The sequence below is a fragment of the Pseudomonas sp. Irchel s3b5 genome (assembly GCF_900187435.1).
Classification (GTDB): Bacteria; Pseudomonadota; Gammaproteobacteria; order Pseudomonadales; family Pseudomonadaceae; genus Aquipseudomonas.
Genome location: NZ_FYDY01000003.1, coordinates 213025 through 226244, shown reverse-complemented (window position 1 = coordinate 226244; position 13220 = coordinate 213025). Strand labels below are relative to the sequence as shown.

The window sequence follows — 13220 nt, the reverse complement described above, 5'->3', positions numbered from 1 at the left end:
ATCGCAAGATTCAGGGTCAATGTCCACTCCATGGTTTAGAGCTTCTCGTTAACTTGCATCATTCCAGTGAAAAACCAGGTTACGGGGTGTACCGCTGCCGACATCGGCAATGTCTTGCCGTGACTCCCCGTTGCGCGTCGCGATGACGGTGTACTTACCGGCAGGCAATTTGACGTAAACCAGCGGGCCAGCTTTGTTAAGCGTCAGCACGGTTTCCCCCGGGGCTTTCTGAATGACGACATTCACGTCTGGCGTGTATTCATTGCCCGTTCCGACAGAGAACGTCATGTGCAGGTTATAACCAGACGTCTGCTGGATAGCCTTTGCCTCATCCTCACCGATACCGCCGGACAGGTAGGTGATGCCGTTTTGCTCCTGCCGCTGAACCTGTACGCCAGAGCTGTCGACGGGCTCAAGGCTCGCGGCGGGCGATATGGCAGGAAACAGCAGAACGCTGACGGCGGCGAGGGACAACATGAATGAATGGGTGGTTTTCATGATGGCGACTCCCGGGTTCTGTTGAACCCAATCGTTACATTCTTTGGATTTCCTGTCGGCGGGAGGGGTTTCAGATTGATTGGGTCTTGGGGTGAGTACGAAACGTACTACGCCTTTTGTTCCTCAGACCTCGCCCGTCATCAGATACGTCCTGCCAGCGCACCCGGCGTTTCCTGCCTGTTTCTCAGTAACGCCCGGCATCTTTGAGTGGTGTTCACTTGTCATTCTCATGCGCCTCTCAGGCTGCTGCGGAAGACCTCATGACTGACCTCACACCCAATGACACTCAAGACCCAAAACTCGTATCGCTGCTGGGTAACCTAGGCGAATTGATCCGTCAGGCACGTCAGAAGGTACTTCGGGCGGTGGATACCGTTCAGGTGCAAACCTGTTGGCAGATGGGTCGGTACATCGTTGAATTTGAGCAAAAGGAAGAACTCCGCAGCGAGCTGGATCGCGAACGAGCGGCATTTGAAGAGCGATTGACTCGCCAAAAAACCGCGTTGAGATGAGTGGATTGTTCATCAACGACATCAAGACTATGGTTGGCAACTACCCGCAAAGGTCTGACACCGATGAATTTGCAGGACACGCCTCCACTGGCCCCCACTCAAATCAAGTTGTCGCTGGAGGCTCCCGCACCTGGCAAACCGTTCAAGGAAACAGCCCCCGATGGCTTCATCCTTGGCGGCTTCACCTGGCAGCACGCCGTTCAAGACATCGCCCGCCCGGTCGTCATCATCAACGCCGCCACCTCGGTCCGTTGCCGTCATTACTCACGCTTTGCCGACTATCTGTTCGCCAATGGCTTCAACGTCATCACCTATGACTACCGAGGCATCGGCGAATCGCGTCCGGAATCACTCAAAGGGCTTGAGGCTTCCTGGAGCGATTGGGGAGCGCTGGATTTCGAGGCGATGCTCAAGCGCACGCAGCGTGAATTTCCGGGCCAGCCTGTCGATGTGGTCGGTCACAGCTTTGGCGGCTGTGCAGCGGGGCTGGGAGCGTCCGGGCATCTGATCCGTCGCCTGGTGACCGTCGGCGCGCAATTCGCCTACTGGCGCGACTACGCACCGGCCCATCGCTGGCGGATGTTCGGCAAGTGGCATGTGCTGATGCCGCTGGTGACGATGATCTGTGGCTACTTCCCCGGCAAGCGCCTCGGCTGGCTGGAAGACACACCGGCTGGCGTCGTCCGCGACTGGAGCACGCCGACTGATCGATACGAGAAGCGCCCCAGCGGCCGCTCGCTCCACGCAACCGTCGGTCGCCTGCCCTTCGCTGCCGTAACGGCCAAAACGCTCGCCATCAGCGTCAGCGACGATCCCTACGGCACGATCCCGGCCATCGAGCGCCTGCTCCGCTACTCCACCGGCAGCTTGAACACCCACTTGCGCATCGCCCCTGAAGACATCGGCGAAGAAGAAGTCGGACATTTCGCCTTTTTTCGCAGCGCATACCAAGCCACACTATGGCCCATCGCACTGCACTGGCTGCAAAACGGAGAGCTGGCCCCCGATACCCCCGGGCGGCGAGTACCGCGCAGCGACCCCATTAACGCATAACGGAACAAACGCCATGGCCTCCGCCAACAAGCAGCAAAAACGCGCCTCCCGCGCCAAGGCCAAAGCCAAGCAGAACCGCACCCAGCGGGCCGCTGCGCCGGTCGAGCTGGACCCGAACGATGACCGCATCGACTTCGAGTCGGTAGACCTGACCGAACTGTTCAAGAAAATGATCGACGCCGAGAAGATCAGCCAGCAAGCGCTGTGCACAGCCTTCCTCGAAGACCCGCTGCTAGAGCTGGTGTACGAGCAGGAAGGCGAAGAAGGCGCGATGGACTTCATCCTGGCCGCATTGATCGAGTACCGCCAATGGTCGACCGAAACCGACGAGGCCGGCGCCCTGGCGTGGATCGAATCACCGGCCTTCCAGGCCGACTACGTGGCAGCGTCCGACGCCATCGCCGCGCAAACCCAACCGAAACCGAACTGAGTTCCCATGGCCTCCCTGAACAAGCAACAGAAACGCGCCAAGCGTGCAAAAGCCAAAGCCAAGCAGATCAATATCCACGGCCGTAAACCCGCCGAGATGGACGATGACCTTGGCCACCTCGCCGAGCCAATCCCGGAATACACCCTGGCGATGTTCAGCAAAATGCGCGACGCCGAAGCCGTCAGCCGCCGCGAAATGCTCTCGACATTGCTGACTGATCTCGCCTTTATCATCATCGACCATCCAGAACTGCTGGACATGGAAAACGCCGACGACGAAGGCATGGCCGCCACGCATCTGGCCGCCGACATGCTGATCGACTACCGCATGTGGGCCGACGGCATGGACCGCGAAGCTGCCCAGGCCTGGTTGAGCGAACCGCAGTTCATCACCGACTTCAGCGATGCGCTGGATGTGTACCGCCAAACGCTGGACGGTCCGGAAGAAAAAGCCGAGTAACCGCCGCCGCGCAAACAAAAACGGCCGCTTGTCATCACTGACGGCGGCCGTTTTTTTGGCTTTTGAATCGGGCGCCTTCCTTTCATCAGGCATCGCGTATATCCCATTGACATATCCATTGCAAAACCTATCCTTTGACTCATCGCGCCAGCAAAAGCGCAGGAGGTCAAAATGGAACAGACAACCCTTTTCATGAGCAACCGAAGCCAGGCCGTCCGCCTGCCAAAAGCCGTGGCCATGCCAAGCGACGTCAAACGAGTCAACGTCGTCGCCATTGGCCGAACCCGCATCATCACCCCCGCTGATGAAACCTGGGACAGCTGGTTCGACGGCGAAAGCGCCACCGCCGACTTTATGGCGGAACGTGAGCAACCCGCTGAACAGGAGCGCGAGTCGTTCTGATGATCAAATACATGCTCGATACCAACATCTGCATCTTCACCATCAAGAACAAACCACAGGTGGTACGGGAGGCGTTCAACCGGCATCACGATCAGCTGTGCATCAGCGCGGTAACGCTGATGGAGTTGATCTACGGTGCGGAAAAATCGGCAGCCCCCGAAAAAAACCTGGCGGTCGTTGAGGGTTTCGCCGCTCGTCTTGAAGTCATGCCCTTCGACAACGAAGCAGCAGCGCATACCGGAATGATTCGGTGCGAGCTGGCAAAAGCGGGCACACCGATAGGCCCGTACGACCAAATGATTGCCGGACACGCACGCTCACGGGGGCTGATCGTAGTCACCAACAACCTGCGCGAGTTCGCACGCGCTCCGGGGTTACGTGTAGAAGACTGGGTTCATGTCGAATGAACATGGAGTAATCGACAGATATAAAAACGGCCGCTCGTCATCACTGGCGGCGGCCGTTTTGCGTTACGCGGTGCGAATCAGTTCAGCACGACCGCGCCACGCTTTTCCAGTTTGCGACGGCGTGATACCAGCAAGCCGGCAGCGACGACCAGAAGACTCAGCAGACCGGTCGCGAGGATTTCCACGCGATGGGCATCCTGGAACAGCATGATGGTCAGGGCCGCGACGATGAAGAAGATCACCGCGTAGGTCAGGCCCGGGAACAGCCACATGCTGAAGGCGATTTTCTCACCACGCGCCATACGCTGCTTGCGCATGCGCAGTTGCGAAATCGCAATCACCAGGTACACCAGTAGTGCAATGGCGCCGGAACTGGCCAGCAGGAATTCGAACACTGCCGCCGGGGCCACGTAGTTGGCGAAGGTCGCCAGGAACGCTGCACCAGTGGACAACATCACTGCCCAGTAAGGTGTGCCACTTTTGTTGGTGCGCGTGGACATCGCCGGCGCATCGCCGCGTTTGCCCAGGGAGAACATCATGCGCGACGAGGTGTAGAGCGCCGAGTTCAGGCAGCTGGTCACAGCAACCAGAACCACAATGTCGACGATCATCTTGGCGTTCGGGATGCCCATGCGGTCAAGCACGGTCTGGTAGGAACCAACGCTGGCCAGAATCGGGTCGTTCCATGGCACCAGGGCCACAACGATGAAGATCGATACGAGGTAGAACAAGCCGATCCGCCAGATCACCGAGTTGGTGGCCTTGGAAATTTGCTTGCCTGGGTCTTTCGATTCCGCGGCCGCAATGGTCACGATCTCGGTGCCCATGAAGGAGAACATGGTGGTCAGGATCGCGCCCAACACTGCGCCCATGCCGTTCGGCAGGAAGCCTTGGGTGTCGAACAGGTGCGAAACGCCGCTGACCTGACTGTTCGGCAGAAAGCCGAAGATCGCCAGCACGCCGAGCACAATGAAACCAATGATCGCCACGACCTTGAGCAGGGCGAACCAGAACTCGAACTCACCGTAGTTTTTCACGCTGAAGAGGTTGGTCACGGTCAGCAGCATCGTGATGACCAGGGCGAAGGCCCAGATGTCCACACCCGGAAACCAGGCATGCAGGATGGTCGCGGCGGCGTTGGCCTCCAGCGGGATCACCAGGACCCAGAACCACCAGTAGAGCCAGCCGATGGTGAAACCGGCCCAGTGACCGATCGAGCGGTCGGCGTATGTCGAAAAGGAACCGGTGTCCGGCGAAGCAACGGCCATTTCGCCGAGCATGCGCATCACCAATACCACCAACATACCGGCGGCGGCGTAAGCCAACAGAACAGCCGGACCTGCCGCAGCGATGGCGTGACCCGAGCCGACGAACAGGCCGGCGCCGATAACCCCGGCAATCGACAGCATGGTCACGTGGCGCGGTTTGAGCCCCTGTTCGAGGCCATTAGAGCTTTGGGTACTGCTCATAAAACTACCTTTGTAAGGAGAAGCGAATGCATGCATCCCGTTTAGCGATCCTTCTCGTAAAAAGAAACCAACGGGGCGTTCCGGATTCTGCACGCAATAATTGCGCCAAAATATTTCAAATCCTTCTAACCCGGCGATTCCAACAAGACCGGACAGTCATCGCAAGCCATTGAATTTAATGGCACTTTGCCAGAACGTTACCCTGCCACCCACTTTGTGTGGTGAATCAGCGCACCGGAAACACACCTGAAAATGGCTTCGCGCACATTAAAAGTGCACGAGCGGTACATTTGGCCGGATAGCGCTTCCAACACCTTGTCAAAGCTGGCAACATCGCGCCTTTTTTTGCGGCAGCCACCGCGCTTTTTATCGATAGACAAGGTTCAAACGGCTGTTCGGTTGTTGATGGGGCGACAGTCTGCTGCGCCGATGCGACAACCTGCCACACACCAGCCATTTACTGTCCGTAGCGCTGTTGGCTGCCATTGAAACGCTATGCTAGGTTGGCCGCCTCGCCAGGAAGGCCAGCCAACAGCAGGAGCGCAACATATATGAGGAACGCACATGGCTGAGGCCACGCCCGCGCTTGAAATCCGCAACTTGCATAAACGCTACGGTTCGCTTGAGGTGCTCAAAGGTATCTCGCTGACCGCCCGCGACGGCGACGTGATCTCGATCCTGGGTTCTTCCGGTTCCGGCAAGTCCACGTTCCTGCGTTGCATCAACCTGCTGGAAAACCCGCACCAGGGTCAGATCCTGGTGGCCGGTGAAGAACTCAAGCTCAAAGCCGCAAAGAACGGCGAACTGGTTGCCGCCGACGGCAAGCAGATCAATCGCCTGCGCAGCGAAATCGGTTTTGTGTTTCAAAACTTTAACCTGTGGCCGCACATGAGCGTGCTCGACAACATCATCGAGGCGCCGCGCCGCGTGCTGGGCCAGAGCAAGGCCGAAGCCATCGAAGTCGCCGAAGCCCTGCTGGCCAAGGTCGGCATCGCCGACAAGCGCCACGCCTACCCGGCGCAATTGTCCGGTGGTCAGCAACAACGCGCGGCCATCGCCCGCACGCTGGCCATGCAGCCCAAGGTCATCCTGTTCGACGAACCCACCTCCGCGCTTGACCCGGAAATGGTCCAGGAAGTACTTAATGTCATCCGCGCACTGGCCGAAGAAGGCCGCACCATGCTGCTCGTGACCCACGAAATGGGCTTCGCCCGTCAGGTCTCCAGCGAAGTGGTGTTCCTTCACCAAGGCCTGGTAGAAGAGCAAGGATCGCCACAGCAGGTGTTTGAAAACCCGCTTTCGGCGCGCTGCAAACAATTCATGTCCAGCAACCGCTAACGGAGCTACCCACATGCAGAACTACAAAAAGGTCTTCCTGGCTGCCGCCGTCACCCTGGCCTTCAGCGCCAGTGCCATGGCTGAAACGCTGAAGATGGGCATCGAAGCGGCCTACCCGCCGTTCAACAACAAAGATGCCAGCGGCAACGTCGTCGGCTTCGACAAGGAAATCGGCGACGCCCTGTGCGCCAAGATGAAAGTCGAGTGCACCGTCGTCACCTCCGACTGGGACGGCATCATCCCGGCCCTGAACGCCAAGAAGTTCGACTTCCTGATCTCCTCGATGTCGATCACCGACGAGCGCAAGCAAGCGGTGGACTTCACCGACCCGTACTACTCCAACAAACTGCAATTCATCGCGCCGAAAAACGTCGACTTCAAAACCGACAAGGCAGCGCTCAAAGGCAAGATCATCGGCGCCCAACGCGCGACCCTGGCCGGTACCTTCCTGGAAGACAACTATGGTGACGACATCACCATCAAGCTGTACGACACCCAGGAAAACGCCTACCTCGACCTGACTTCCGGTCGCCTGGACGGCATCCTGGCCGACAAGTACGTCAACTACGAGTGGCTGAAAAGCGACGCGGGCCGTTCCTACGAATTCAAGGGCGACCCGGTGGAAGAAAGCGACAAGATCGGTATCGCTGTACGAAAAGGCGATCCGATCCGCGCGAAGCTGAACTCCGCGCTGAAAGAAATCGTCGCTGACGGCACCTACAAGAAGATCAACGACAAGTACTTCCCGTTCAGCATCTATTGATCCTGACTGCCTGATCGGCGCCGTCCTTTGACGGCGCCGGTTCTCGGCATCGCCCGCCGCGATTTGAAAAGAAATCCATGATTATCGACCTCTACGGATTCGGCCCGGCGCTCGCCGCTGGCGCGCTGATGACTGTGAAACTGGCACTCTCGGCCCTGTGCCTGGGGCTGGTGCTCGGTCTGCTCGGCGCCTTGGCCAAGACTTCCCCGTACAAGCCGCTGCAATGGCTTGGCGGCACTTATTCGACCCTGGTTCGCGGTATCCCGGAATTGCTCTGGGTGCTGTTGATCTACTTCGGCACGGTCAACCTGATGCGTGCCTTGGGCGAGTTCTTCGGCAACCCCGACCTTGAACTCAACGCCTTCGCCGCCGGTGTGATTGCGCTGGGCCTGTGCTTCGGCGCCTACGCCACGGAAGTGTTTCGCGGTGCGATCCTCGCCATTCCCAAAGGTCACCGTGAAGCCGGCGTAGCCCTGGGCCTGTCGAAATTTCGCATCTTCACCAAGTTGATCATGCCGCAGATGTGGCGCATCGCCCTGCCCGGCCTGGGCAACCTGTTCATGATCCTGATGAAGGACACCGCGCTGGTGTCGGTGATCGGCCTGGAAGAAATCATGCGCCACGCCCAAATCGGTGTGACCGTCTCCAAGCAACCGTTCACCTTCTATATGGTGGCCGCGTTCATGTACCTGGGCCTGACGGTTCTCGCCATGACCGGCATGCACTTCCTGGAAAAACGTGCCGCTCGCGGCTTCGCGAGGAGCACCCAATGAACTGGGAAGTCATCATCAAGTGGCTGCCGAAACTGGCTCAGGGCGCAACCCTGACTCTGGAACTGGTGGCCATCGCCGTGATCGCCGGCTTGCTGCTGGCGATTCCGCTGGGCATCGCCCGCTCGTCACGCTTGTGGTGGGTGCGCGCATTTCCCTACGGCTACATCTTCTTTTTCCGGGGCACGCCGTTGCTGGTTCAGCTGTTCCTGGTCTACTACGGCCTGGCGCAGTTCGACGCGGTCCGTAACAGCTCGATGTGGCCGTACCTGCGCGATCCGTTCTGGTGCGCCACAGCGACCATGACCTTGCACACCGCGGCCTACATCGCCGAGATCCTGCGCGGCGCGATTCAGGCGATTCCACCGGGCGAGATCGAAGCGGCCCGCGCGTTGGGCATGTCCAAACCCAAGGCGCTGTTCTACATCATCCTGCCGCGTGCCGCGCGCATCGGCCTGCCGGCCTACAGCAACGAAGTGATCCTGATGCTCAAGGCCAGCGCCCTGGCCAGTACCGTGACCCTGCTGGAACTGACCGGCATGGCCCGCACGATCATTGCCCGGACCTACCTGCCGGTGGAGATCTTCTTCGCCGCGGGCATGTTCTACCTGGTGATGGCTTACGTGCTGGTACGCGGCTTCAAGCTGCTGGAGCGCTGGTTGCGCGTCGATGCCTGCCAAGGGCGTTGATTCCCACGTGTTGATGGGCGAGGACCTACTCGCCCGTTTCACTGCGCTGGATACTTTTCTCACCGCGCATGAGGCGCTGTGGAAGCCTCGACCGTTCACTCATCTGCAGCTTCCCTGGGAAGCGTCCTACCCCGAATTGGCCGCTTGGCTTCGCGGCCGTTCGCTGGACGAAGCGGAAAGCGCCCACAACCATCCCGATCTTCTGCACGCCCCTGAACCTTTCGCTTCGCTGGCAGCGATGTCCGTTGCGTTGAGTGCTGTGGACGAATTGCCTGCCCATGCCCTCGAAGCCGCGGGCCATCGGTTGAACGTCGACGTACCGGGACGTAAATGGCTGCAGATCGAAGCGTTTGCCAGTCGGCTGCAATTTTCGGATACGCCGAGGCATTGGCTGGACTGGTGCTCGGGCAAAGGGCATTTGGGTCGACGCCTGCTGCAACCCGGCCAGCAACTGACATGCCTGGAGTACGACCCGGCACTGGTCGCCAGCGGTCAGGCGCTGAGTCAGCGCCATCACCTGCATGCGCTGCACGTCGAACAAGATGTACTCGCCTCCGACGCGGCTTCGCTTTTACAGGCCGAACACACGCCCGTCGCCCTGCACGCCTGCGGTGACTTGCACGTGCGCCTAATCCAACTAGCCAGCGCCGCAGGCTGCAAACAACTCGCCATCGCCCCGTGCTGCTACAACCGGATCAGCCGGCCTGAATACACACCGCTGTCTTACGGCGCCAAAGGCTCCGCCCTACAGCTGTCGCTGGATGATCTCGCACTGCCAATGAGTGAAACGGTCACCGCGGGTGCCCGTGTCAGACGCCAGCGCGACACCTCCATGGCCCGGCGACTGGGCTTCGACCTGCTGCAACGGCAACTGCGCGGTATCGACGAGTACCTTCCAACTCCCTCGCTAGCGACTGCCTGGCTGGATAAACCCTTCGCCGAATACTGCCATCACCTGGCCGCACTCAAAGAGTTATCCACAATTGGCCCTCAGGATTGGACTGCACTCGAAGCCGCTGGCTGGCAACGACTGGCGCAAGTGCGCAACCTGGAACTGCTGCGCGGACTTTTCCGACGTCCGCTGGAGCTTTGGCTGGTCCTTGATCGAGCACTTTTCCTCGCCGAGCAGGGCTACACCGTTCGCCTCGGCACCTTCTGCGAAACCCCGCTCACCCCGCGTAATTTCCTGCTTCTGGCCGAACGCGCTTAAATGCTCTCAGCCTGTGGATAACTCTGTTGATAAAATTATCGTGGATCCAATATTCACCGCTGTTTCAGAGGTAAAACAAAAGTGCTCAGTTTCGTACAGTCGAATAAAGAACCTGAAAAACAGGGATTTGCGTACAGACGAGAACGAATCCACAAATCCTCACTTAATCGCGTGCATCTGAAATTACGTTGTGCATAAGCATTCGATCAAAAGGACATAACCGCCAAAATCAAGGCGATATGGGTAGAATATGCGCAAGCTTTCACGCCTTAAAAAATAAACAGCCGGTATCGGCGGCTTCATTGGTAAACGAATCAGCAGGGGCAACGTTTTGGATCTCGACACCTTGATAGAACACTGGCAGTCGGAAGTTTCCAACAAGAAAAAACGTGGCAGCCGCACAGGCCTTATCAGCAACATCCTTAAGCGGACTCGCAAGAACAATACCCTGCGCTACTTGTTCATGTTCCGGCTGGCCCAGTACTTCTATTCCGGAAACAGTTTTGCACGCCGTTACGCCAAACGGCTGGAGAGAAAACTCAACCTCAAGTACGGCGTCGACATCAGTATCGACGCCCAGATAGGTCCAGGCTTTCGCATCGCTCACCTGCCTGGCGTGGTGATTACAGGCAACGTCAAAATCGGTCGCAATTTTTTCATTCGTCAAAACACCACCATCGGTATCAAGACCTTGGGCCTGGACAGTTATGAACTGGTGATTGGAGACAATGTCAGCGTCGGAGCCAACAGCTGCATCATCGCCGACGCCCTGACCATCGGGGACAACGTCACAATCGGAGCCATGTCATTCGTCAACAAAGACATCCCGCCGGGAACGACGTTTTACAACGCTCGATGACGACCCGCGAGCGCCAGAATTCCGCAATTGAGGCTCGCGCAAAAATAGTCAGAATTCAGGGGTTTACAGAACCTGCCCAATCGCTATAATCGTCGCCCTGACACGCCGGTATAGCTCAGATGGTAGAGCAACTGACTTGTAATCAGTAGGTCCCGGGTTCGATTCCTGGTGCCGGCACCATACAAAACAAAGCCCTCGTAGAAATACGAGGGCTTTGTTGTTTCTGGCATTCCAGAAATCCCTAGAAGCTTCCACATTGCTGCGATAAGACCAACAAAGCCTTATCTCCATCGACAGACCAAACTCTGCCCGCGCGCCTACCGTTTCACATCAGCGCAACATTGACGGGCTCTTACACCTACCTACAGTGCACCCCAACACACCCGCCAAGCCTAGGTTGACCCAGTCAGCAAGCTCAAATCGTGCGGTTTTTTTTGGTTCTTCACGGATTACCGGGATAGACGCTCTTGATCTTCATGAAAAAGAATTTGCTGTCCCGGTAACCGTACGCCATCCGTTTGATGACTTTTATTCGATTGTTGATGCCTTCCAACTGGCCCGTATGCATCGGCCAGCGAACCCGGCCGACGATTCCGTACGCACGGTGCAGGTCAAATGGAATGCCACCAAAACCGTGTTGGAAGCGGACTTGAACGGCATCACCATTTTGTGGACGCCCAAAGGACCGCTAGCCATTCCGCCCATGGTCCACCCTGAGCAACGCTGCAGCGATCCCCTCATCATGGTTCACCCCATACTGGAAAACACAGACTCCGGGACTGAGGGTTATCCGGCTGGCGAGGATGTTGAGACCGACGACCGTATTCTGGTATTCCCGGCAGACACCGGCCTTAGCTCCCTGTACGTGGTGTTCGCTCGACCTATCGGCGGCGACCACAGCTATCACCCGGCTCCCAGAGGTTTGACGGCTTTCCCTGATGCGGTGCTCAGCCCCTCGAAGAGCTCAGTCAAAGGCGGCGGGCATAAACGTAAACGCTGGAAAGATCGGAAGGGCCGGATCTATGAGTGGGATTATGAGAATGGCCGGGTTGAGCTATACGACAAGCAGGGCAAGCATCTGGGAGAGTTCAACCCTGAGACGGGAGAGCGAGCAAAAGACGCCGAGCCAGGTCGAACCACGCCTAAATAAATCTTGATTGGAACCCAAAAAATGAAACATGAGATTCTTGCGTTCGACAAGCAAACCGAGCAATTAGCTTTCAGCATTGAGATCCCTGCCGATCAGATTGATAAGTTGGCAGAGGTAATGGCTTGGAGTGAGCCAGAAGATGCAATCTATGAGTACGACCTATCGCCGGAGCAGATAAGCCACCTTGAAAACATGACGGGCAGGGTATTCAGTAGTCCGGCCTATATTTTTCAGCTGTCTTGTAGTGTATGAACGAAGCCAACGGGCTGCCTGGATTCAAGCAGTAAGCATTTAGCGGCCCTGTTGGCCAAGATCCCAGGTTGCGAATCGCCCTGCCCCACGCTAGGCTGCCCACATCGCTGCAAAATCAGCGACCGGGTTTGGCGACCCGACCCAAACAATAGGCGCACAGGCGCCACCATAACGATTGCTGGCGTTTTTTTTCGCTCGTATTTTCCCGTTATGGTAGCTGTGCGCGGGAGACCTTTGGGTCTGCCGGGTTCCTATTGTCCCGGTTCGCCAACCTGCGCACAGCTGCCACCCATAATCGTTTGGCGACGGTTCGTGGCAGTTCCTCAACGATAGGAGCTAGACCATGTATAAAATTGATTCGTCAAAAATCTGTGTTCTCACGTTCTTTGTATCTATGCCGGCCTTTCTTCGAAGGCATGCAAATACTCAATTCCTCCCAACCAGCGGAGGTGCCCAATGACCAATCCCCAAGATCTGAAAACCATCGGCCTCACCCACTTCTCCTTCCACGCCAACGAACCGCTGTTTCGCGTCAACGCTGGCGTCCCGGTTATCCAGGCTCTCTACCACGCTTCCGATCTACTCCACGTTGCCAAGCTGCTCGCAACAGACGCGGCCATGGTTCGCGATACCGATCGGCATGCCTGGGCGTCGCATTTTTTGCAGGATATGAGCAAGGCGATCATTGATGATGTGGTGAAGGTGCTGGACTCGCCGATGAACAATCGCAATCAATAACGTCGTCGCGCCAATTTGAAGTGCTAAGACGTGTCGCAATTTTTCACTTTTTGCGACGCGTCTTCCGAACATTTCGCCGCGGACGACACGTTCGAAAGACGTGGTACCGAAATCGAGTTTCGGCGACATGAGCAAATCAACTGTCTAGTCCTGAAATAGGTTTACACCTGTTTCAGTCTCAAAACGCCCGCTGCACCGCATCGGGCGTTTTGTATTTCAAG

The 13220-nt window shown here is 57.5% G+C and carries 16 protein-coding genes, 1 tRNA gene and 2 pseudogenes; 16 read left to right on the top strand and 3 right to left on the bottom strand.

Translation table 11 applies throughout. The annotated features are described in order from the left end of the window. Window positions 1-48: 48 nt before the first annotated feature. Window positions 49-498, bottom strand: coding sequence for a hypothetical protein (locus CKW15_RS04980; protein ID WP_095058274.1), 450 nt, complete (start codon window positions 496-498; stop codon window positions 49-51). 260 nt (window positions 499-758) lie between these two features. On the opposite strand from CKW15_RS04980, the pseudogene CKW15_RS04975 reads away from it, so the two are divergent. From CKW15_RS04975 to vapC, 6 genes and pseudogenes are all read left to right on the top strand, one after another. Next, window positions 759-959: pseudogene (locus CKW15_RS04975) on the top strand (DUF1016 domain-containing protein); the annotation flags it as partial. Between the two features lie 114 nt (window positions 960-1073). Continuing rightward, a complete protein-coding gene (locus CKW15_RS04970) occupies window positions 1074-2063 on the top strand; it encodes an alpha/beta fold hydrolase (protein ID WP_095151732.1) in 990 nt (329 codons plus the stop codon). Between the two features lie 13 nt (window positions 2064-2076). Continuing rightward, window positions 2077-2493, top strand: a complete 417-nt coding sequence (locus tag CKW15_RS04965) for a hypothetical protein (RefSeq protein ID WP_095058272.1) — start codon at window positions 2077-2079, stop codon at window positions 2491-2493. Window positions 2494-2499: 6 nt separating this feature from the next. After that, on the top strand, window positions 2500-2952 hold the full coding sequence (locus CKW15_RS04960; protein WP_095058271.1) for a hypothetical protein: 453 nt from the start codon (window positions 2500-2502) through the stop codon (window positions 2950-2952). A gap of 171 nt (window positions 2953-3123) precedes the next feature. Further along, window positions 3124-3354: a type II toxin-antitoxin system VapB family antitoxin gene (gene vapB / locus CKW15_RS04955; protein ID WP_095058270.1), complete on the top strand. Its 231-nt coding sequence runs from the start codon at window positions 3124-3126 to the stop codon at window positions 3352-3354. Then, a complete protein-coding gene (vapC, locus tag CKW15_RS04950; protein ID WP_095151731.1) occupies window positions 3354-3761 on the top strand; it encodes a tRNA(fMet)-specific endonuclease VapC in 408 nt (135 codons plus the stop codon). The genes vapB and vapC overlap by 1 nt, the downstream gene beginning before the upstream one ends. A gap of 77 nt (window positions 3762-3838) precedes the next feature. Here the strand turns inward: vapC and gabP are convergent, their stop codons facing one another. Beyond that, on the bottom strand, window positions 3839-5230 hold the full coding sequence (gabP, locus tag CKW15_RS04945; protein ID WP_095058268.1) for a GABA permease: 1392 nt from the start codon (window positions 5228-5230) through the stop codon (window positions 3839-3841). A 564-nt stretch (window positions 5231-5794) separates the two neighbouring features. Here gabP and CKW15_RS04940 point away from each other — a divergent pair. From CKW15_RS04940 to CKW15_RS04910, 7 genes are all read left to right on the top strand, one after another. After that, entirely contained in the window at window positions 5795-6568 is a 774-nt protein-coding gene (locus tag CKW15_RS04940; protein WP_007972784.1) for an ABC transporter ATP-binding protein, read from the top strand. Window positions 6569-6581: 13 nt separating this feature from the next. Continuing rightward, window positions 6582-7331, top strand: coding sequence for an ABC transporter substrate-binding protein (locus CKW15_RS04935; RefSeq protein ID WP_095058267.1), 750 nt, complete (start codon window positions 6582-6584; stop codon window positions 7329-7331). A 77-nt stretch (window positions 7332-7408) separates the two neighbouring features. Next, window positions 7409-8104, top strand: coding sequence for an ABC transporter permease (locus tag CKW15_RS04930; RefSeq protein ID WP_053153103.1), 696 nt, complete (start codon window positions 7409-7411; stop codon window positions 8102-8104). Further along, complete coding sequence (locus CKW15_RS04925) at window positions 8101-8790, top strand: ABC transporter permease (protein WP_053153100.1); 690 nt, start codon at window positions 8101-8103, stop codon at window positions 8788-8790. The genes CKW15_RS04930 and CKW15_RS04925 overlap by 4 nt, the downstream gene beginning before the upstream one ends. Then, window positions 8771-10000, top strand: a complete 1230-nt coding sequence (locus CKW15_RS04920; protein ID WP_095151730.1) for a methyltransferase — start codon at window positions 8771-8773, stop codon at window positions 9998-10000. Before CKW15_RS04925 ends, CKW15_RS04920 begins: the two co-directional genes overlap by 20 nt. Before the next feature lie 331 nt (window positions 10001-10331). Continuing rightward, complete coding sequence (locus CKW15_RS04915) at window positions 10332-10859, top strand: serine acetyltransferase (protein WP_095151729.1); 528 nt, start codon at window positions 10332-10334, stop codon at window positions 10857-10859. Window positions 10860-10963: 104 nt separating this feature from the next. After that, window positions 10964-11039, top strand: a tRNA-Thr gene (locus tag CKW15_RS04910). Between the two features lie 262 nt (window positions 11040-11301). Here CKW15_RS04910 and CKW15_RS04905 read toward each other — a convergent pair. Next, window positions 11302-11454, bottom strand: a pseudogene (locus CKW15_RS04905) (transposase); the annotation flags it as partial. On the opposite strand from CKW15_RS04905, the gene CKW15_RS04900 reads away from it, so the two are divergent. The 3 genes from CKW15_RS04900 to CKW15_RS04885 all read left to right on the top strand — a co-directional run bounded on the left by CKW15_RS04900 (window position 11422) and on the right by CKW15_RS04885 (window position 12999). Then, a complete protein-coding gene (locus CKW15_RS04900) occupies window positions 11422-12009 on the top strand; it encodes a colicin E3/pyocin S6 family cytotoxin (RefSeq protein WP_095151728.1) in 588 nt (195 codons plus the stop codon). The pseudogene CKW15_RS04905 and the gene CKW15_RS04900 sit on opposite strands and share 33 nt — an antisense overlap. Window positions 12010-12030: 21 nt before the next feature. Next, a complete protein-coding gene (locus tag CKW15_RS04895; RefSeq protein ID WP_095058254.1) occupies window positions 12031-12261 on the top strand; it encodes a hypothetical protein in 231 nt (76 codons plus the stop codon). Window positions 12262-12717: 456 nt separating this feature from the next. Further along, on the top strand, window positions 12718-12999 hold the full coding sequence (locus tag CKW15_RS04885; protein WP_095058253.1) for a DUF3077 domain-containing protein: 282 nt from the start codon (window positions 12718-12720) through the stop codon (window positions 12997-12999). Window positions 13000-13220 lie beyond the last annotated feature (221 nt).